This window comes from Nocardia rhamnosiphila NBRC 108938, assembly GCF_000720425.1.
Classification (GTDB): domain Bacteria; phylum Actinomycetota; class Actinomycetes; order Mycobacteriales; family Mycobacteriaceae; genus Nocardia; species Nocardia rhamnosiphila.
The window spans coordinates 224,590-244,003 of sequence record NZ_JOAJ01000008.1; the positions used below are offsets into that span (position 1 = coordinate 224,590).

The window sequence follows — 19,414 nt, forward strand, 5'->3', positions numbered from 1 at the left end:
CCGCGCCCGGGGGAGCCGGCGCGGCGGGCGAAATCTAGTGTCCGAGTATGCCGCACGTATCGATTCCCCGTGCGATACACCTCCGTCCGCCCCGTGCGCCACTGTACGGAGTGTCGAAGCCGACCCGACGGCGTACCGGGCGCGTGTTTGGTCTACGCTGCGTAGTACTCGGACTGTTCCGGGTGGTGTCGCGCGGTGCGCGGAGCCGCCCGGGTAGCCCGGACGAGCTGTTTGTCAGTATCCCCGGCGGCGGGTCCCGCCACGGGGATGCGGTGTCGGAATGTGTGGCGACCAGGAAGGCGTTGAGCGTGGCGCACAAGGCGAGCGACGAGATCGGGGCACGGCCTGCCCGGCGGCGGGGTCGTGTCCTGCGGCGGGCGGGCCTGGCGGTATTGCGTACCTCCGCATCCGCTCCGGCCGTGCGCGGGTCGGGGCGAGTCCTTCGGCGGGGCGGGCTGGTCGTGTCGTTGGCGATCACCACCATGCTCGTATCCGGCTGCTCGATCGACAATGTGTGGTTGCGGTTCGGCTGGCCCTCGGGTGTCACCCCGCAGGCCCACCGGATGCGGGAACTGTGGACCTGGTCGGTGGTGGCCGCCCTCATCATGGGTGTGCTGGTCTGGGGTCTGACCTTCTGGACCGTGGTCTTCCACCGCAAGAAGAAGAATTCGCCGGAGTTCCCCCGGCAGACCGGCTACAACGTGCCGCTCGAACTGACCTACACCGCGATCCCGTTCGTCATCATCGCGGTGCTGTTCTATTTCACCGTGGTCGTGCAGAACTACGTGCACGAGAAAGTCGACAACCCGGACGTGGTCGTCGACGTGACCGCGTTCCAGTGGAACTGGAAGTTCGGCTACCGCGATGTCGACCTGAAGAACGGCTTCACCTACAACGGTGTCGACACGGTACGTGAGGACGCGAACCAGCAGCAGCTGAAGGAGTACGCCGACCGCACCAACGAAGAGGGCCATCCGCAGCCCGGCCCGGTGCACGGCCGTCCCGAGAACGACATCCTGTCCTACCTGCACTACAACAAGATCGAAACGATCGGCAGCAGCACCGAGGTCCCCGTCCTGGTGCTCCCGACCGGCAAGGTGATCGAGTTCCAGCTCGCCGCCGCGGACGTCATCCACGCGTTCTGGGTTCCGGAGTTCCTCTTCAAGCGGGACGTCATGCCGAACCCGAAGGAAAACAACTCCGACAACGTCTTCCAGATCAGCGAGATCGACCGGGAAGGCGCCTTCGTGGGCCGCTGCGCGGAAATGTGCGGCACGTTCCACTCGATGATGAACTTCGAGGTCCGCGCGGTCTCGCCGGACAAGTTCCAGCGCTACATCCAGGCGCGGGAATCGGGTATGACGAATGCCGCCGCGCTCGAATCCATCGGTGAGTCGCCGGTGGCCACCTCGACCCAGCCGTTCAACACCGATCGCACGGTCAAGACCGACACCACCGAAAGCAAGTGAGGACTGATCTGAGATGAGGATCGAAGCACGGCTGTTCGAACTGCTCACGGTGTTCTTCATTCTCGTGGGCGTCATCTACGGCTTCTTCACCGCCCAGTCGCGGACCGGTATCGAATGGGCCGGCACCACGGCGATCGTGCTGACCGCCGGTCTGTCGCTGATCATCGGCACCTACTTCCGCTTCGTCGCCCGTCGGCTCGACCTGCGCCCGGAGGATTACGAGGACGCCGAGATCGTGGACGGCGCCGGCGACCTGGGCTTCTTCTCGCCCGGCAGCTTCTGGCCCATCCTGCTGGCGGGTGCCGCCTCGGTGACGGCCCTGGGCTTCGCCTTCTTCGAGCCGTGGCTGCTCGGGTTCGGCGTGATCCTGGTCCTGACCGCCGCCGGCGGTCTGGTCTTCGAGTACTACCTGGGTCCCGAGAAGCACTGAGCCGGTGGCGGCGCTTCCGGCGCCGGTCACCGCATGAGCAAAACCCCGCTGGCCTTCCGGGCAGCGGGGTTTTTCCGTGGATGGCGGTCTCCCGCGATGCGCGGTCGGCCGTCCATAGATCGGCGACCATTGAGCACTTACAGTGAAGCGAGCCTGCCCATGTCGACCAAGACGTACGTCGGCGCGCCCACAGGTGTTACCCGGAGGGGCGGGGTCCGCGGCTGGGCGCCTGCCGTTCGTAGAGCGACGAACGGTGAGCATGATGGTGGCGTCGCCCGGCCCGTGCTCGGCCGGGCACACGACCGCAACACCTTCCGCTACTCCGGATGGTCAGCGGCCTATAGGACCCGTCCCGCCGCGCTTCTGGAGCGTGTGCGGTCGACAGTCCATGGATCGGTGACCATTGAGCACTTACAGTGTCGTGAACCTACCCGGCCCGGTCGAGGTACACGACGGCATGCACCTTCTGCCTTTCCCGGATGGTCCACCTCCACGGTCGGGGCCCGCCCCCGATTCTGGACCGACGGAGCGAAGGAGCGCAGCGACTGAGCGGAGGAGGGAAGAATCGGGGTCACAGGGCCCCGACCCGCGCGTAGCGGATGCTGTTCTCCGAGCGGCAGATCTCCTCGATACCGGTGACGATATCGCGCAGCTGCTCCGACGGCAGGGCATGTGGGCGGAGCCGGCAGGTGAAGGTGATCAGCCCGTGGTCGGCGGCGGGCAGGTTGTTGGCGGCGGATTCGGCCCGCAGATACGGCGAGCGCACCCCATAGGTCATGGCCGAGATGACGGTGAAGCAGCCGGTGCGTTCCCGATGACCGTTGAACAGATCGTGCAGCCGGTAGAACACCGATGTGTAGTTGGACAGCGGGGCGAATACGCCCACCCGGTAGGCCGGGCCGCGCTCGGAGGAACTGATCACCGTATCGGCGAGATACTCGGCGTCGCGCAGGGTGAGGATCTTGGGAGTGAACATCACCGCGCCGGCGGCGGCGTTACGGACCGGCATACCGGCCTTACCGGGGGTCGCCGAAGCGATGGCGCCCAGCGATTTCCGGGCCCGGCTGCCGACCTCGCGACGGGCCCGCAGGGAGCGGGTGGGCGCGGTGGGGTAGAGGCTGGACCACTGGCCGAACCGCACGGTGCCCAGCTGCACCTGACCCGCGATTACCGGCCGGGACACCTTGAGCGGGGCCGTATCCACCCAGCGGCCCACCTGCAGCACGGCATCCCGGGGGCGGGCGACCTCGGCGTAGGCGTAGTCGACGAAACTGTCGAAATCCAGGAAACGGTGCGAATCGGTGGACAGCCAGGTGTTTTCCTTGTCGACCTGCACGGTGTCGAGGGTGAGCGCGGTGATGATGCCCGCCCGGCCGCCGGCTCCCAGGATGCGATGGAACCGTTCGGTGTGGTGGGTGCGCCCGCAGGTGCCGATCCGGCCGTCGGTATCCACGTACTCGAGGTCGACGATCTGATCGATGAACAGGCCGTGCCGGTGCGAGGCGGTGCTCACCCCGCCCACCGAGGCGAACCCGCCCGCAGTGATATCCCGGTGATCGCCGACCACGGGTAGCCCCAGACCGTGCGCGCCGAGCCGCCGGTCGATATCGGACAGGCGCGCCCCCGCCTGGACCCGCACCGTGCGGCGGCCGAGATTCAGATCGACGATCGCGTTCATCCGGCGCAACGACACCACGGTCTGCTGGTCGGGCAGGGTGAGGCCGTCGGTGGCGGGATCGCCCCCGTGAACGGTGAGCGGCCTGGAGCAGTCCCGGGAATTCCGCACGGTGCGAACGACATCCGCGGTGTCGCGAGGCAGGTACTCGGCAGGAGAAACGATGTGCGGCGTGCTCATGGCACGAAAGCTAACCACAGCTGGGCTGCCGTGGCGATACTGGGTTTTGCTGTGCTTATCGGCGGCGCCTTCGGCGCCGCGGGGTCGAGGCCCCCTCGGTCCCGCCGTTCAGGCCTCGAGACTCGCGCCTGCGGCGCATGCGATGTGCGGTGGGCCGTCCATAGAGTGCGACCATTGAGCACCTTCGGTCAAGGGCCGGACGGGCCTCGACCCTTGGTGGGCCTCGCTGAACTCGGCGCCGGTGCGGCGTGGACGCCGGTGTTGGGCGGGTCCGGTGCCGCTGTTCGGCGGGTGGGGCTCAAGCCATGGCGTGGAGTCGCCGGCCGATTACTTCGACCCAGTCGACCTGTTCGAATGTGGCGAAATCGACTCGGATCGTGTCCATGACATCGCGGCCGGGGGCGAAGAGCGCGGCGCGTTTGTCGGCTTCGATGACCACGTACATACCGTGCGGGTCGGCCAGGAAGGTCACCTCGAGCTGGTTCAGGCGCGGGAAGCGCGGTGACGGGCCGAATTCGATCTCCTGGAAGAACGGCAGCGAATGCGGGATCCGGTCCACCCGGCCGGCCTCCACATCGGCGTGCCGCAGGCCGAACCCCCAGGCTTCCACCGCCGCCAGCACGACGTGCTGGGGCGGCAGCGCACCCACGCCGATGGGATCGGTATCGGTGGCGTCGAAGCCGCCGTCCACGTCCACCCGGGTACGGACGGCGACGGCGGTCCCGTGCAGATGCCGGCCGTTGTAGAAGGTGAGGGGTGTCTCCCACGGCGCGAGCAGTTCGAACCGGCCCTCCAGCGGGTACCCGGGCAGCAGTTCGAACGGGCCGAACACCGGCTGCCGGGCGAAGGCCATATCCACCAGGGCCTCGCCGTCGTCGTACTCGCGTTCGGCCCGGGTGATCAACTCCACCGCGACGCCTTTCACCCGGATCGGCCGATCGTGACAGCGCATCCGGATGATCCCGTGCATCGCCTGGCCCGGCTGCACACCGGGGGTGGACAACTCGGTCTCCACCTCGGCGGTATGCGCGCCCAGTGCGCCCAGCAAAGTCCTGAACATCGACATTCTCCCTCCGGCCCCGCCCGCACGTCTCCCGCCGCCGTGCCTGGGTCCACAGCGTAGACGTAAACGTCCGTCCGCGCGCTGCCCGGGCGGTAGGGTGGTCGAAGTCCTTGAGCGCCTGTGGAATACGGCTCGATGGATGGGAGGGAGGTCGGCGTGTCCAATATCGATCAGCGGATCGGGTGGGCCGTGGACTGGTTGCATCGGGGCCAGCTCGGTGACCGGCACGGCGGCGCCGGCTGGGGGTGGGTCTCCGATGTTCCGCCGAATCCGCAGAACACCGCCGAGGCCGTGGTCGCTCTCACCGCCGCGGGCCGTCCGGTGCCGCGAGCCGACGAGGTGCGCGCCCTGGTACGACGCGATGTGGTGGACACCGAGAGCGGGGCCTGGGAATTCCGGTCCCCGATCGATCTGTCGTGGCGTCTAAGGGCGCTGACGTGCCTGGGTGTCGCACCCGCCGATCCGGCGGTGGTGGGATGTCTGCGCGCACTGCAGTCCGAACGTGACCCGCAGACCCGGGGCTGGCGATTGTCCGGCCCGGTGGGTCCGGTATCGCTCACCGCCACCACTGCCGCGCTGCACGCGCTCGCGGATCTGGCCACCACCGACGAATCGGTCGCCGAGGCATTGCTGCACGGCACCTCCCTCGTGGTTTCGCTACTGCTGGAGGACGATCCCCGCATTCAGCCGATGTACGCCTGCGCGCACGCGGCGCTGCTGCTGTCCCGGCCGGAAATCGCTGTGGTGGGCGGGAAACGGGTCGACCGGGTCCGGGCGCTGACCGTGGAGCGGATGCTGGACGGACTGCGGCGGGGCGAGGCACGCGTGGAGGAGGAACCGTTCCGTCGCGGCGAGGTCGCCGACACCTGGCGGCATCTGAGCCTGCATCTCGCGGTCTGTGCGGTGGTGACCGCCGACGAGCGGACGGTTTTCGACCCCGGGGTGCGCCGCGGCCTGGTGGAACTGCTGGAACTACAGGAGACCCAGGACCTGGCGGCGGCCCGTGGCGGTTTCCGCACCTCCACCGAAGGTTTCGTGACCTCCTACGCGACGGTGCAGGGACTGGAGGCGATGACCGCGGTGCGCCGCATGGTCAACGAGCGGGTCAATCCCGCCACGGTATTCGACATGATCTGCCGAGAGCAGGGTGTGCATCCCCGGGACGCGCAGGAGGTGGTGGGGTACCAGGGAAACGTCGTGCTGATGAACAGCTACGCCGGGGCGATGACCCTCGCCGCGGCGCTGCCCGCCGGCGTCACCATCGCGGTGCTGGCCGTGCTGTTCGCCGACGAACTCGGTGTCGTGGTGAGCCGGTCGCTGGTCGTGTGGGGAACGATGTTCGTGGCACTGGGTACCTATACCGGGATCGCGACCCGGCTGCCGTCGGTACCCAAGGTACGGACCGCGGCGGCGGTGTTCGCGGCGTTCACCGCGGTGATCCTGCCCGTGGTGACCTTCCTGTTGTCATGACGAGCACCGGACGTGGCCTGATCCTGCTGGTCGTGGCAACCAGTCTGTGGGGCGCCTCCAGCGCGGGAATCGCGGGGGTGGGCGCCGAGGGCTTCGCGGCGGCGCCGGTCGCGGCCGGCGGCGCGGTGGCCCTGCTGGCCTTCGCGACGGTGCGCGGCACCGATCCGTGGCGGGATCTACGCGACTCACCCGGCCTGTTCCTGCGGCTCGGCATCCTCGAGGTGCTGAATCTCGTGTGCTATGTCGCCGCGCTGCACATCGGGCCGCTGCCCGTGGTGGTGGCGCTGCATCTCACCGCGCCGGTGCTGATGATCATCACGCAGATCGTGCGGGGTGGGCGGGCGATCACGGTCGCCGTCGCGGCGGAACTGATGGCCGTGGGCGCGGCGATCTGGCTGGTGGCCGCCCATCGACCGGCGGAGACCGCCTGGGGATCGGCGCTGGCCGGCTGTGTCCTGGCGGTCGCCAGCGCGGCCTGTGTGGCGGGACTGATCACGCTGGTGGCGCGGGAATCGGCGGGCCGGCCCAGCGGTGCCGCGGCCGGATTGCAGTTGCTCACGGCGTCGGTGCTGGGTGCTCCGCTGCTCGGCTTCGCCGCACTCACCGGAGCGGGACCGACGCCGGGGGAGGCACTCGCCCTCGCCGGGATCGGCGCGGTGCTCCTGGGCCCGGGATTCGCCTGCTACTGGCTGGCGCTGCGCGACCTGGACGAAGTGGTCGCGGGATTGGTGGGACTCAACGAGGCGGTGGTGGCGACGATGATCGGGGCGGCGGTTGTGGGCTCGGCTGTTACCGCCGCGACCCTGCTCGCTGGAGCTCTGGTACTCGGCGCGGTGGGACTGGAACTGGCCGGTCCCGATCGCTTTCGTGTGCCGTCTTGACGAAGGCCTGGCAGGCCGTGAAATCTTTGTCGCCGGTCTCGGTTTCGACCCCGCTGTTCACATCCACCCCGAACGGGTGCACCGCGGCGATCGCCTGCTCCACATTGTCGGCGCTCAAGCCTCCGGCCAGGATCACCGGCCGCCCCATCCGGGCGAGTTCGTGGACGATCCGGGCGCTGACCGACCAGTCGTGGGTGCGGCCGGTCCCGCCCAGCCGGTCGGCGGTCCGGGAATCGAGCAGCACCGCGTCGGAGTCCGCCGCGATCTCCCGAGCCCGGGCCACCGCGTCCGCGCCGGTCACGTGGACCGCGCGCACGATGGTGCGCCCGTGCGCCGCGGCATGCACGGCCCGCAGCGTCGCGCGATCGACCAGACCGTGCACCTGGATGGTGTCCACGCCGACCCGGTCGGCCAGGTCGAGGATGGCGCCGGCCTCCTCGAGATGGGTGACCAGGACGCGGTTCACGAACGACGGAGTGGCCGCGGACAATTCCGCGGCCACCTCGGCCGTCAATGCGTCTTCACTGTAATGGGTTGTCCCGCAGATGAATCCGATGGCATCCGCGCCGGCGGTCACCACCGTTTCCAGGTCCGATCGGGACCGGATACCGCAGATTTTGGCGCGAACCGTCATCCGACCAATGGTACGCGTCGCGTTCAGCTCGCGGCGGACTCCGGAATGCGCGGGAGGTGGGAGGAAGGGCCCGAGGGGACGTTCTTCTTCAAGCTGGAGGCGTAGACGTCCACGTATTCCTGGCCCGACATCCGCATCAGCTCATACATGACCTCGTCGGTGACCGCGCGCTCGACGAACCGGTTACCGCCCATACCCTCGTAGCGGGAGAAATCGATCGGCTTACCGAACTTCACCGTGACCTTGCGCCGTTTCCACCGGAACGGTCCGGGCGGGCTCACCTCGTCGGTGCCGGTCACCGCCACCGGGATCACCGGGACTCCGGTCTCCAGGGCCAGCCGGGCCATCCCTGTCTTGCCCTTGTACAACCGGCCGTCGGGGGAGCGGGTGCCCTCCGGGTAGAGGCCGACCAGACGGCCCTGGTCGAGCAGTGTGCGTGCCGCGATGAGCGCGTCCTCGGCGGCATCGGCACCACTGCGGTCGATCGGGTACTGGCCGGAGGCGCTGAAGAAGAACTTCTGGAACCGCCCCTTGAGGCCAGGGGTGTTGAAGTATTCGGCCTTCGCCAGGTAGCTGATCCGGCGCGGACTCGACAGCGGGGCGAAAAGCCAATCCGCGAACGAGAGATGGTTCCCCGCCATGATGGCCGCGCCCTCGGCCGGGATGTTTTCCACGCCCTCCACCTCGGGTCGGTTGTAGAGGTGGATGAACGGACCCAGCAGCACAAACTTAAGCAGCCAGTAGAACATGACGTCCTTACTCCGAGAACCGGGATGGAATTTGGGGGAATGCCTCTGCCAGCCGACTCTACCGCCGGTCGCAGATCACATCCAAGCCCCGCGAACAATGTCACTCACACTCGCTGCCGAGATTTCACCGGTGCGTTTCGGTTACGTGAACGTGCCGAGACCCTTTTCCGGGCAAACCGGATGTTCCGAGCCGGTACCCCCGCCCCGTGCCCCGGCGAGGAGCGCGGAGCGGGCGAGTTCGGCGGCGCCGATCATGCCCGCGGCCTCGCCCAGCTGGGTGGTCCGGATCCGGGCCAGCGGCCGATGGCCGTGGCCGGTGACCGCCGCGGCGTATTCTTCGCGGGCCTCGTCGAGGAACAGCGGCGCCGAACTGCTCACCCCACCGGCGATGACGACCAGGTCGGGGTCGAAGATATCGCCGACAAAGGCCAGGCCGAGCCCGAGCCACCGGGCGAAATCGGCCATCACCCGGACGGCGAGCGGATCGTCGTCGTGGGCCGCGTCGGCGATACGGCGGCCGGTGACCGCGCCGGGGTCGGCGACGAGCTCCCGGGCCAGCGCCGAGGGCGCGGTTTCGGTGGCCAGCAGTTCGATAGCGGTCTCGGCGAGGGCGGTCCCGCTGCAGTACCGCTCCCAGCAGCCCCGTTTCCCGCATCCACAGTCGCGCCCCCCGGGGACCACCTGGAGATGCCCGAGTTCGGGGGCCACGCCGTAGGTGCCCCGATACAGGGTGCCGTCGAGTAGTAGCGCGGCGCCGATTCCGGTACCGATCGCCACCAGCACCACATTGTGCCCGCCGGCGGCGGCGCCGAACCGGTATTCGGCCCACATCGCCGCGTTGGCATCGTGTTCGAGCAGGACGGGCAGGCCGAGGCGGTCGGTGAGCCGTTTCGCCACGGGCGCGTCCCGCCACGGCAGATGCGGGGCGAAGCGCACGGTGGTGCGGTCCTGGGAGATGAAACCGGCGACCGCAAGTCCGACGGCGTCGAGCGTATGCCGGTCGGCGAGTTCGCGGACCGCGCGGTCGAGCGCGGCCTCCAGCGCGACCGCCGAATGCGGGGTCGGGTACTGCACCGTGTCCAGGACCTCGCCCGCGGCGTCGACCACCGACGCGCGGATATTGGTGCCGCCGATATCGATACCGACGGTCAGCGGGGTACCGGGGCGGGAGCCGGTCACTGCTTGATGTTCACGGGTATACCGACATAACGCGCTTTTCCGGCATCCGCGGCGCGTTCGCCGGGCAGAGTCTCGGCATCGGGGCCGCCGGCCACCGCGCCGGGATCATCGGCGCCGTCGGCCTCGCCGGGCGCCCCGTCGGCTCCGGTCGCAGTGGATCGGGAATCTTCGTGCGCGGTGCCGCTTTCCGGCCCGTGCCGATGCGCCACCACCGGATCCACCGGTACACCGGCCAAGGCCTCACGCAGGACCGTGACGATCGCGGTGCCGTGCGCGGCCACCGTGGCCAGCACCTCGTGATGTTCGCCGCGGACCAGCGCGGCCGCGGCGCAGAGCGGGCACCAGGTGCAGTTGTTCCACTCGGGCTGCCCCTCGGCCGCGGCCTCGCGCAGGACCGGTTCGACGCGTTCCAGCACGGCTTCGGCGAGCAGCCGCAGTTCGTCGGCGAATTCGGCGACGCCCTCGGGCTGGCGGTAGCGGGTTCCGGTCACTTCGGCCACTCCTGCGGGTCGGGGCGGAAACGGATCACGAGGTATCCGTTGTCCAGCTCGGCGGTGCTGACGGTGCAGCGGCGTAGGACGGGCGCCAGGCGTAGCCGGCGGCGCACGCCGTCCGCTCCCACGATCAAATCGTCCTCCACTCGTCCCAGGCGCAGTGTCGCCGGATCGGCGACCGGCAGATGGATACGCATCGCGTACACCGACTGCAACCCCGCCCCGGATTCCAGGTGCACCGCGGGCGCTGTGTGCGCGATGCCGGCTCCCGGTATCGGTGCCGAACCCGGATCGTCGCGTACCGCGCCCCCGCTGTCGAGCCGGACACCGTCGTATCCGCTCCCGGGCAGCACATCCGACTCCGCGACCACGCACGACAGCGCCGCCAGCGGGCCCAGGCCCACCGGTTCGGCGCCGGTATGTCCCGCGACGAGTACCGGGACCTCCGGCATCGACCGCTGCAATCCGGAGATCACATCCCACTGTTCGGCGCAACGATTCAGATACCAGCGCACGGCGGGATGCTGGGGCTCCGGCCCCGGTGGTGGCACCGAGGCGAGCACCTTGTTCACCACCACCGCGTCCAGCCGCAACCCGAGCAGTGCCGTGGCCGAACGCACCCGGGCCGATTCCGCGACCGCGACCCGTTCGGCCAGGGTGACCAGCCGGGCACTGGTGCGGTCGGAGTCGGCGAGCAGATCCCGGACCTCGCCGACCGCGGTGACGACCCGCTGTACGGTCGCCGCCAGGACGGCCCGGCGGATATCGGTACCGATCGAGCTCATCATGCGATGATGCGGCGGCCAGACCCGGTCCAGATACCCGAGCACCGTCTCGGGCATGGTGACGATGCGCAGCATATCGGCCGTCGGCGGACAGTCCAGAACGATCGCGTCCCATTCGTCGTCGGCCACGTACTGGGCGATCTCCACCAGCATCAGCAGCTCCTGCACCCCCGGCAGACCGGTGAGTTCGGCCGGCTCCAGGGCCGCAAGATCGAAACCGTGATCGTGACCCGGATCGGTCCGCAGCAGTTCGGTGAGCGCGCTGAAACGCTCCTCCAGCAGCGCCAGGGAATCGAGTTCGATCACCTCGAGGCCCGGGACGACCTGGGTGATCCCCGGGACGGCGCCCGGATCGTGCGCGAACCGGAAGCCCAGCGCGTCACCGAGTGAATGCGCCTGGTCGAGCGAAGCCACCAGAATCCGCTGACCCGCCCGGGCGCAACTCATGGCGCGCGCACACGCCAGTGTCGTCTTGCCGACACCGCCCTTACCGACGAACAATTCGACCCGCGTGCGCGACCGGGCGCCGCGAGCGGGCCGGCCGCCGCCGCGGGCATCATCTCCCGAGCGCTGCGGCCCGGTCAGCCTTCGACCCGTTTCTTCAGTTCCTTGAGCGCGGTATCGGTGATCACCTTCTCCGCCTTGCGCTTGAACATGCCGATCATCGGGATCGTCAGATCCACGGTCAGTTCGTATCGCACCTCGGTGCCGCCGCCGGGCTGCTCGACGAGCTCGTAGCGGCCCTCCTGGACCTTCTGCAGTTCACCGCTCACCAGCGTCCAGCTCACGGCCAGATCGTCCGGCTGCCAGGTGTAGGCCAGCACGTAGGTGTCCTTGACCACGCCCGCGTCCAGCACGAAGCGCGCGGTACGCGCCCGGCCGTCGGGCCCCGTCTCCAGGACTTCCACCGATTTGGCCGCCGATACCCACTCGGGGTAGGACGCCAGATCGGCGATAACTGACATCACCTGCCGGGCGGGTGCCGCGATGACGATCGATCTCTGGGTCCGGTCGGCCATTGGGTCTCAGGGGTTCCTTTCGGCGGTGCGGTACGAAATCGGTCAGTTGTCGTGAGGAGCGACTCCGGCCGGGCGCTCGTCCTCGAGACGGTCCTTGATCTCGAACGACATCACCTTGCCCGCCACCCGGCGAGCCCGGTTGGCGGCGGCCAGTTTGCGCGGCGGCAGCGGCTGCGGCGGCTCGGCGTGCAGAAAGTAGTGCAGGATCACGCCGTCCAGCGACGGTTCCAGCCACACCTCCATGGTGCCGGACAGCGCGCCCGACACCGACCAGCGAATTCCCTTGTCGCCGCGATCTTCCCGGACGTCCAGTTCGAGATCGGGCCACCAGCGCCGCCAGTGCCCCGGCCCCGCCAGCGCAGCCGCCACCGCGGCGCCGGGAGCGGCGAGGAAGGTTTGGTCCGCGACCTGGATACTGCTCACCCGGGTGAGCGTAATAGATAGCGGAGAAGGTGCTCATCGGCGCGCTGTGTTAATGGTGCCGCCTGGGGCGGCGCCAACTCACAAGAGCTGCCGGAGGCGGGCGCCGAGAGTGTCCCAGCGCCATTGGCGTTCGACGAAAGCCCTTCCGGCAGCGCCCATTTCGGCGGCCGCGTCGCGGTCGGCGAGGATATCGGCGATCGCGTCGGCGACGTGGTCGGCGCGGCGGCCGTCCACCACGCGCCCGGTTTTCCCGTCCAGCACTGTTTCCGGGGCACCGCCCGAGGTTCCGGCCACCACGGGGACGCCGGTGGCGGAAGCCTCCAGGTAGACGATGCCGAGACCTTCCACATCGAGCCCGGCGCCGCGGGTGCGGGCGGGCATCGCGAATACGTCGGCGAGGGTGTGGTGGGCGGCCAGTTCGGCCGCGGGTACCCGGCCGGTGAACACCACGTCGTCGGCCAGGCCGAGGGCGTCGGCGAAACCGCGCAACCGGTCTTCGTAGGGTCCGCTGCCGGCTATCACCAGGACGGCACCCGGGATGCGTTCTTTGATCCGGTGCATGGCGACCAGCAGTACGTCCTGGCCTTTGCGCGGGACCAGCCGGGACAGGCAGAGCACCGTGGGCCGGTCGCCGAGACCGTAGCGTTTCCGCAGTTCGGCGCGGGCGGCCGGATCGGGACGGAAGGTTTCGGTGTCCACACCGGGCGGCAGGTATTCGAGGGCGGCGTCGGGTCCGAACGCGGCGGCGAACCGGCGGCGCGTGTATTTGCTGACATAGGTGACGATATCGGTGTGGTCCCCGATGATCCGGAGCGCCTGCCGGGCGGCCGGCAGCATCGACCAGCCGACCTCATGGCCGTGGGTGCTCGCCAGAATGCGGTGGGCGCCGGCGCGCCGCAGCGGCGCGGCGAGCAGGGCCAGTGGCGCGGCCGCACCGAACCATACGGATTCGCAGCCCTCGGCGCGCAGTACCTTCCGGGCGCGGCGCAGCACCGCGGGGGTGGGCAGCATGAGGGTGGTGGGGTGGCGGACGACCTGGAAGGGCTGGTTCGCGTCGAATCGGGTGTGGCTGTCCCCGCGCCACCGAGGTGCGTAGACGACCAGATCGTCCGGAGGCAGCTGCCCGGCCAGCGCCTGCAGATACGACTGGATACCTCCCGGCCGTGGCGGGAAATCATTGGTAACCAGCAGAGTTCGAGCCATACGACCCACAGTATTGGCGCGCTGTCGGTCGGTTCGCTCCGGGTGTCAGTAGCGCCGGGCGGAGTGATAGGGCGTGGAATCCATCGGGGCCACGGCCACCGGGACGCCGAACGTCGACGCGTGCAGCATGAGGCCGTTTCCCGCATAGATGCCGACGTGGGAGATGTCGTCGTAGAAGAAGACGACGTCGCCGGGTTGGAGTTCGTCGCGGCCGACGGGGGTGCCGTAGGCGGCCTGCGCCGAACTGGTGCGCGGCACCTCCTTGCCGACCTGCCGGAACGCCCACTGCACCAGGCCGGAGCAGTCGAACTGGTCGGGTCCGGTGGCGCCCCAGACATAGGGGTCGCCGACGCGGGTGAGTCCGGCGGCCAGGGCGCTGGTGCCGCTGCCGGGTACCAGATCGCGCAGCAGGCTGTCGCGGTCGAATCCGGGTGGGAAGGGGGAACCGGCCAGCGCGGTCCGGTCCGCGGTCGACAAACCGCCCCAGACTTCGATGACCCGTGCCACCGCGTTCTGCAGATCGGTCTGTTTGCGCCCGACATCGTCACGCACGGTGTTCGCCTGATCGGTGGCGGCGCGGGCGGTATCGGCGGCGGCGCGGGCCGCGGATTGGGCGGCGGTCGCGGCGTCGGTGGCGCGTTTGTACTGCTTCAACTGGTCGGAGGTCTGGGTGGCGACCACGTCCAGCGTGGACATCTGATCCAGCAACTGCTGCGGAGAGTCGCTGACCAGCACCGAGAACAACCGGTTGGTACGCGCGCCCTGGTAGGCCGCGATGGCGGTGCGGTCGATCATCGGCCGGTAGCGGGCCACCTCGTTGCGCGCGGCGTCGACCGCGGCGCCGGCCGCGGCGACCTTGGCGTCGGCATCGCGCTGGACGGCCAGTTTCGCGTCGAGGTCCGCCTGGGCGGTGAGGGCCTGCTGATTGAGCTGTTCGGCCTGCCGGGACAGGTCGATCATCTGCTGGACGGCTTCGCTCGCGGAGGTCGGCGCGGGGGCCGGGTCGGCTCCGGCCGGACCGCCACCATAGAGGGCTGCCGCCAAGAGGCCGGCCGCCAGCGCGGTACGTGCCGGATGCCGGTCTCGCCTGTGGCCGGGCCCGCGACGCCGATCCCGCCGACGTCGTTGCCGCTGTTCGTGTCCTGCCACAGCCTGCCGTGCCCCGCTCTCCGTATGACGCTCTGTGCGAAGTCGCCCGTAAAGGTCTCGATTAGATTACGGACGGGTCCGCGGGGTGTCCAGTACGACCCGGCACGGTCGTCCGGCCGGCGGCCGGAACCGGGAAGGTCGCGCCGGAGACCCCGCGGCGGCCGCTCAGTAGCGCCGCGCGCCGGCGACCGGCATGGACGAGAGGGGCGCGACCGCGACCGGGGAGCCGGCGGTGGAGGCGTGCACGACATTGCCGTCGCCCGCGTACAGGCCGGAATGGCCGCCGCCGTAGAACGACACCACGTCGCCGGGCTGCAGGTCGTTCATGGAGACCGGTGAGCCCGAGGCGAGCTGCGCGTCGCTGGTACGCGGTAGCTCGCGCCCGGCCTGTCTGTAGGACCACTGCACGAGACCGGAGCAGTCGAAGGCGTTCGGGCCGGCCGCACCGTAGACGTAGGGGGCGCCGACCTTCGAGAGCGCGGCGTCGAGCGCCAGCCGGCCCGCGGTCTTGGTGGGGGTGACGAAGGGCGGTGCGACGGCGGCGCCGGGCACCTGCACGCCGGGGATACCCGCCGGGAGCGGGATCTCGTTGGGCACCTCGAAGGTGCCGAAGCCGTCGATGGTCACCGGCTGGGCGGCGGCCGGTGCGGCGGGGAGCAGGAATGCGCCCAGGGTGGCAGCGCCGACGGCTCCGGTTACGGCTACGCGCCGTGCCTGTCGCTTGACGGTGTTGAACGCCATGATGCGGTCCTTCCGATTTCCCCGCCCGGTCGCACCGCCGGTGGTGCGCCGAACTCCGCGAGGTCTCGAAAAGATTACGAACAGATCACGGTGATTTGTAAAGCCCCTGGGCTCGATAAACGTGCGTCCCGCAGCTTTCCCTCGGCAAATTGTGCGAGCGAAATCACAGAGCCCCAGCGAATTGCGCCGGGGTTACGTGGGGATGAGACAGGGGTGTGTGGACGTCTCTCGTTGAGCGGGCGCCGGCGGCGCGATCGATCATTTTTCCCAGTTCGAGCGGGCGGATGTCTGCGCTGGGACAGTGGCCGCGCCGGGACGCCCGTTCCGGTTTGCTCCGCGACGATCCCTCCGTTTTGGATTCCTCGACCATTTTGTACCGAATAGGGCAATTGCATAGCAAACGAACATTGAATGTGAACTGGCGCACATTTACGTGGTGAGCGGTGCGCCGAGGGGGAATACGGACAGATTCGATGCCCGCTGAAGATCACCGACAACGATCCGATATACCGAACCTGTCGTAGCCGCCCGGTAGCCTGCCGCCGTGTCCGAACCCGCCCCGCTGCCTGCCCGGCAACTGGCGTTCGACCAGCTCGACACTCCGCTCTACGACACGACCTTCGTGGTGGTAGACCTGGAAACCACCGGCACCAGTCCGGCCGACGACGCGATCACCGAGATCGGCGCGGTCAAAGTACGCGGAGGCGAAGTCCTCGGTGAATTCGCGACCCTGGTCGATCCCGGCCGTTCCATACCTCCGGCAGTCGTGCAGGTCACCGGCATCACCACCGCGATGGTGCGGGCCGCGCCACCTATCGACGCGGTCCTGCCCGGATTCCTCGAGTTCGCCGCCGGAGCGGTCCTCGTCGCGCACAACGCCCGCTTCGATATGGGCTTCCTCAAAGCCGCCGCCGCACGCTGCGACACCCCGTGGCCGCGCGCCCAGGTGGTGTGCACGGTCCGGCTCGCGCGGCGGGTGCTGGGCCGCGACGAGGCGCCGTCGGTCCGGCTCGGGGTGCTGGCCCGAGTGCTCGGTGCGAGCACCACCCCGACCCATCGCGCGCTCGACGACGCCCGCGCCACCGTGGATGTACTGCACGCGCTGATCGGCCGGGTGGGGAACCAGGGGGTACACAGCCTCACCGAACTGATCGACTATCTACCCGAGGTCACCGCCGGGCAGCGGGCCAAACGTGCCCTCGCCGTCGACCTGCCCGCCGCGCCCGGTGTCTACCTGTTCCGCGGACCGTCGGACGAAGTCCTCTATATAGGCACGGCGGTGAATCTGCGCCGGCGGGTACGCAGCTATTTCACCGGCTCGGAGACCCGCGGCCGGATCCGGGAGATGGTGCGGCTGGCCACCCGGGTCGACCATGTGGTGTGCGCGCACGGGCTGGAAGCCGGTGTCCGGGAGCTGCGGCTGCTCGCCGCCCATGCCCCGCCCTACAACCGGCGGTCCAAATTCCCGAAGCGCGCCTGGTGGATCGCGCTCACCGTCGAAGCCTTCCCGCGGCTGACCCTGGTGCGTGACCCCGGCGGTCCGGCGGTGGGGCCGTTCCATGCCCGCGCCGCGGCCGTCGAGATCGCCGCCACGCTCGCCGAGTACTGCGGCCTGCGCACCTGCACCACCCGCCTGTCCCGGACGGCTCTGCACACCTGTGCGCCGGAGGCCGTCGGCGGTTGTCCGGCCGCGGCGCCCGAGCCGCGGGCCGCGGCGGCCTACGCGGCCGCTCCCGCGGCCGCGCGCGCCCTGTTCACCGGAGCCGACGATGCCGCGGTCCATGCCCTGCTGGCCCGGATCGAGGACTACGCGGCGAACGAGCAGTACGAATCCGCGGCCCGGCTGCGGGACCGGACCGCGGCCCTCATCCGCGCGCTGCGCCGCACCCAGCGGCTGGCCGCGGTGGCCCGGCCGGCCGAACTGATCGCCGCGCATCCCGACGGTGCCGGCGGCTGGGAATTCGCCGTCGTCCGGCACGGCCGCCTCGCCGGGGCGGGCACGGCCGCGCGCGGCGTCCCGCCGATGCCGGTGGTCGAGCAGATCGTCGCCGCCGCGCAGACCGTGCGCCCCGCCGGGCCGGAGCCCGGGGAGGCGGCCACGGACGAATTGCCCCTCACCGGCGCCGATCTCCGGCTACCACCCCTGCTGGGCGCGTCCCCGGACGAGGTCGCGGTGATCGCGCGCTGGCTCGAGCGCCCCGGCGTGCGGATTGTGCGCACCACCGACGGTTACGCCGAACCCGCCCGCGGCGCGGGCCGCTGGATCGGCTGGGCCGAGGCCGCCGACGCCGCCGCGGGCGCGGCCCGCGCCGCCGAGTCCTACGACGAACAGCGCGGCTGACCGGTCGCCGCCATGCTTAGGCTGTTCCCATGATTACCGCCATCGTTCTGATCCAGGCCGACAACGGGCGCATACCGGAGACCGCGCAGGCGGTGGCCGATACCGAGGGCGTGACCGAGGTGTACTCGTGTGCCGGCGACGTCGATCTGATCGCGCTGGTGCGGGTCCGCGACCACGAGGAGGTGGCCGAGGTGGTCACCGCGCGGATCGACAAGGTCGCCGGCGTCCAGCGCACGGTCACGCATATCGCGTTCAAATCGTATTCGCGCGCCGATATCGAGGCCGGTTTCTCGATCGGCGAGTGAGCCGGGCGGCTCAGTCGTCGCCGAGGGTCCGGGTGAGCGCCGCCCAGCGGTCCAGCAGGGCGGCGGCCGCACCGCTGTCGATCGCGGTGGCCGCGCGTTCGATCCCGGCCATCAGCTGATCGTCGAGTTCGGCGCCGGTGTCCGCACCGCGGGACAGATCGTAGGCGGTGATGGCGGCGGCGGAGTTCACCAGGACCGCGTCGCGTACCGCACCGGGATTGCCCGCCAGCACATCGCGGGCCACCCCCGCGTTCACCTCGGCGTCGCCGCCGCGCAGCTCGTCGAGGTGGACCCGGGGGATCCCGAGCCGGGCCGGGTCGATCACGGTTTCCCGGACCACCCCGTCGGCGACCACGAAGACATCGGTGACTTCGGAGGTGGTGATCTCGTCCAGGCCGTCCCGGCCGCGCACCACCAGCGCACCGGCGCCCCGCTCGGCGAACACCCCGGCGATGGTCGCCAGGAGGTCCGGGAACGCGCATCCCACCAGGCCGGCGCGCGGTTGGGCGGGATTGGTGAGCGGGCCCAGCACATTGAAGACGGTCGGGATCCCGATCTGTTTCCGGGCCGGGCCGGCGAACCGCAGGCCGGAGTGGAACAGCGGCGCGAAACAGAATCCGATACCGACCTCGCGTACACAGCGTGCCACCGACTCGGGTCCCAGGGTCAGCCTCACCCCGAGGGCCTCGAGCACATCGGCGCCGCCGCTCTTGGAGGACGCGGCCCGGTTACCGTGCTTGACGACCGGCACCCCGGCCGCCGCGACCACGATCGAGGACATGGTCGAGATGTTCGCCGAGCCGGAGCGGTCGCCACCGGTACCGACGATGTCCACCGCGTCACCGTCGATCTTCACCAGCCGCGCGTGCTCGAGCATGCCGCGGGCCATACCGGCCAGCTCGGCGGGGGTCGGGCCCTTGATCTTCATCGCCACCCCGAACGCGGCGATCTGCGCCGCGGTGGAGTTGTCGGTGAAGATCTCGTCGATCACCCAGGTCGTATCGTCCGCGGTGAGGTCCTGTCCGTCGGCGAGCGCCCCGAGCATCTGGGGCCAGCTGCGCACGCTCATCTCAATCTCCTCGTCGCACCGATATCTGTGACCGAACGGTTGTGCACACCCTAAACCGCCTACCGCCGGGCGCACCGCACGACGTCATCGGCGCTGCTGGCGGGGCCTGCACGACGGGGGAGCGGCCGACACGCCGAACTGCCCCGAGAGACACA

At 69.7% G+C, this 19,414-nt stretch carries 19 protein-coding genes; 6 read left to right on the forward strand and 13 right to left on the reverse strand.

The window, feature by feature from the left end:
- Window positions 1–482: 482 nt before the first annotated feature.
- Together ctaC and IG75_RS0125495 are read left to right on the forward strand one after the other, a co-directional pair.
- Window positions 483–1,469 (forward strand): aa3-type cytochrome oxidase subunit II, encoded by a 987-nt coding sequence (gene ctaC / locus IG75_RS0125490; RefSeq protein WP_081877156.1) that lies wholly within the window; start codon window positions 483–485, stop codon window positions 1,467–1,469.
- A gap of 13 nt (window positions 1,470–1,482) precedes the next feature.
- Entirely contained in the window at window positions 1,483–1,899 is a 417-nt protein-coding gene (locus IG75_RS0125495; protein WP_030523894.1) for a cytochrome c oxidase subunit 4, read from the forward strand.
- A 571-nt stretch (window positions 1,900–2,470) separates the two neighbouring features.
- Here IG75_RS0125495 and IG75_RS0125500 read toward each other — a convergent pair.
- Both IG75_RS0125500 and IG75_RS0125505 read right to left on the reverse strand, forming a co-directional pair.
- Window positions 2,471–3,754: an FAD-binding oxidoreductase gene (locus tag IG75_RS0125500; protein WP_030525996.1), complete on the reverse strand. Its 1,284-nt coding sequence runs from the start codon at window positions 3,752–3,754 to the stop codon at window positions 2,471–2,473.
- Window positions 3,755–4,052: 298 nt separating this feature from the next.
- Window positions 4,053–4,814, reverse strand: a complete 762-nt coding sequence (locus IG75_RS0125505) for a sporulation protein (protein WP_030523892.1) — start codon at window positions 4,812–4,814, stop codon at window positions 4,053–4,055.
- A gap of 159 nt (window positions 4,815–4,973) precedes the next feature.
- Here IG75_RS0125505 and IG75_RS0125510 point away from each other — a divergent pair, with 159 nt between their 5' ends.
- Together IG75_RS0125510 and IG75_RS0125515 are read left to right on the forward strand one after the other, a co-directional pair.
- Entirely contained in the window at window positions 4,974–6,287 is a 1,314-nt protein-coding gene (locus tag IG75_RS0125510; RefSeq protein WP_156059148.1) for a hypothetical protein, read from the forward strand.
- A complete protein-coding gene (locus tag IG75_RS0125515; protein WP_030523890.1) occupies window positions 6,284–7,168 on the forward strand; it encodes a DMT family transporter in 885 nt (294 codons plus the stop codon). Before IG75_RS0125510 ends, IG75_RS0125515 begins: the two co-directional genes overlap by 4 nt.
- On the opposite strand, the gene IG75_RS0125520 is transcribed toward IG75_RS0125515, so the two are convergent.
- The 10 genes from IG75_RS0125520 to IG75_RS0125565 form a co-directional block, all read right to left on the reverse strand.
- Entirely contained in the window at window positions 7,077–7,802 is a 726-nt protein-coding gene (locus IG75_RS0125520; protein ID WP_051714913.1) for a phosphoribosylanthranilate isomerase, read from the reverse strand. The genes IG75_RS0125515 and IG75_RS0125520 overlap by 92 nt on opposite strands.
- A gap of 23 nt (window positions 7,803–7,825) precedes the next feature.
- On the reverse strand, window positions 7,826–8,551 hold the full coding sequence (locus tag IG75_RS0125525) for a lysophospholipid acyltransferase family protein (protein WP_030523888.1): 726 nt from the start codon (window positions 8,549–8,551) through the stop codon (window positions 7,826–7,828).
- A 141-nt stretch (window positions 8,552–8,692) separates the two neighbouring features.
- Window positions 8,693–9,730 carry an ROK family protein gene (locus IG75_RS0125530; RefSeq protein WP_081877130.1) on the reverse strand — a complete coding sequence of 346 codons (1,038 nt, stop codon included), beginning with the start codon at window positions 9,728–9,730 and terminating at the stop codon, window positions 8,693–8,695.
- Window positions 9,727–10,221: a hypothetical protein gene (locus IG75_RS40420; protein WP_245713208.1), complete on the reverse strand. Its 495-nt coding sequence runs from the start codon at window positions 10,219–10,221 to the stop codon at window positions 9,727–9,729. The genes IG75_RS0125530 and IG75_RS40420 overlap by 4 nt, the downstream gene beginning before the upstream one ends.
- The gene (locus tag IG75_RS0125540) at window positions 10,218–11,510 is read right to left on the reverse strand and encodes an ArsA family ATPase (RefSeq protein WP_030523885.1); all 1,293 of its coding nucleotides are present in this window, start codon (window positions 11,508–11,510) and stop codon (window positions 10,218–10,220) included. The genes IG75_RS40420 and IG75_RS0125540 overlap by 4 nt, the downstream gene beginning before the upstream one ends.
- A gap of 80 nt (window positions 11,511–11,590) precedes the next feature.
- Window positions 11,591–12,028: an SRPBCC family protein gene (locus tag IG75_RS0125545; RefSeq protein WP_030523884.1), complete on the reverse strand. Its 438-nt coding sequence runs from the start codon at window positions 12,026–12,028 to the stop codon at window positions 11,591–11,593.
- Window positions 12,029–12,070: 42 nt separating this feature from the next.
- Window positions 12,071–12,451, reverse strand: a complete 381-nt coding sequence (locus IG75_RS0125550; RefSeq protein WP_030523883.1) for a hypothetical protein — start codon at window positions 12,449–12,451, stop codon at window positions 12,071–12,073.
- A gap of 78 nt (window positions 12,452–12,529) precedes the next feature.
- Complete coding sequence (locus IG75_RS0125555) at window positions 12,530–13,654, reverse strand: glycosyltransferase family 4 protein (protein ID WP_030523882.1); 1,125 nt, start codon at window positions 13,652–13,654, stop codon at window positions 12,530–12,532.
- Between the two features lie 45 nt (window positions 13,655–13,699).
- Window positions 13,700–14,698: an NlpC/P60 family protein gene (locus IG75_RS0125560; RefSeq protein WP_036515181.1), complete on the reverse strand. Its 999-nt coding sequence runs from the start codon at window positions 14,696–14,698 to the stop codon at window positions 13,700–13,702.
- Window positions 14,699–14,968: 270 nt separating this feature from the next.
- Window positions 14,969–15,544 carry a C40 family peptidase gene (locus tag IG75_RS0125565; protein ID WP_030523880.1) on the reverse strand — a complete coding sequence of 192 codons (576 nt, stop codon included), beginning with the start codon at window positions 15,542–15,544 and terminating at the stop codon, window positions 14,969–14,971.
- A gap of 544 nt (window positions 15,545–16,088) precedes the next feature.
- Here IG75_RS0125565 and IG75_RS0125570 point away from each other — a divergent pair.
- Together IG75_RS0125570 and IG75_RS0125575 are read left to right on the forward strand one after the other, a co-directional pair.
- The gene (locus IG75_RS0125570; protein WP_081877129.1) at window positions 16,089–17,885 is read left to right on the forward strand and encodes a DEDD exonuclease domain-containing protein; all 1,797 of its coding nucleotides are present in this window, start codon (window positions 16,089–16,091) and stop codon (window positions 17,883–17,885) included.
- Window positions 17,886–17,914: 29 nt separating this feature from the next.
- A complete protein-coding gene (locus IG75_RS0125575; RefSeq protein WP_030523878.1) occupies window positions 17,915–18,190 on the forward strand; it encodes an Lrp/AsnC family transcriptional regulator in 276 nt (91 codons plus the stop codon).
- Window positions 18,191–18,200: 10 nt separating this feature from the next.
- Here the strand turns inward: IG75_RS0125575 and trpD are convergent, their stop codons facing one another.
- Complete coding sequence (gene trpD, locus IG75_RS0125580; protein ID WP_030523877.1) at window positions 18,201–19,259, reverse strand: anthranilate phosphoribosyltransferase; 1,059 nt, start codon at window positions 19,257–19,259, stop codon at window positions 18,201–18,203.
- Between the last annotated feature and the right edge of the window lie 155 nt (window positions 19,260–19,414).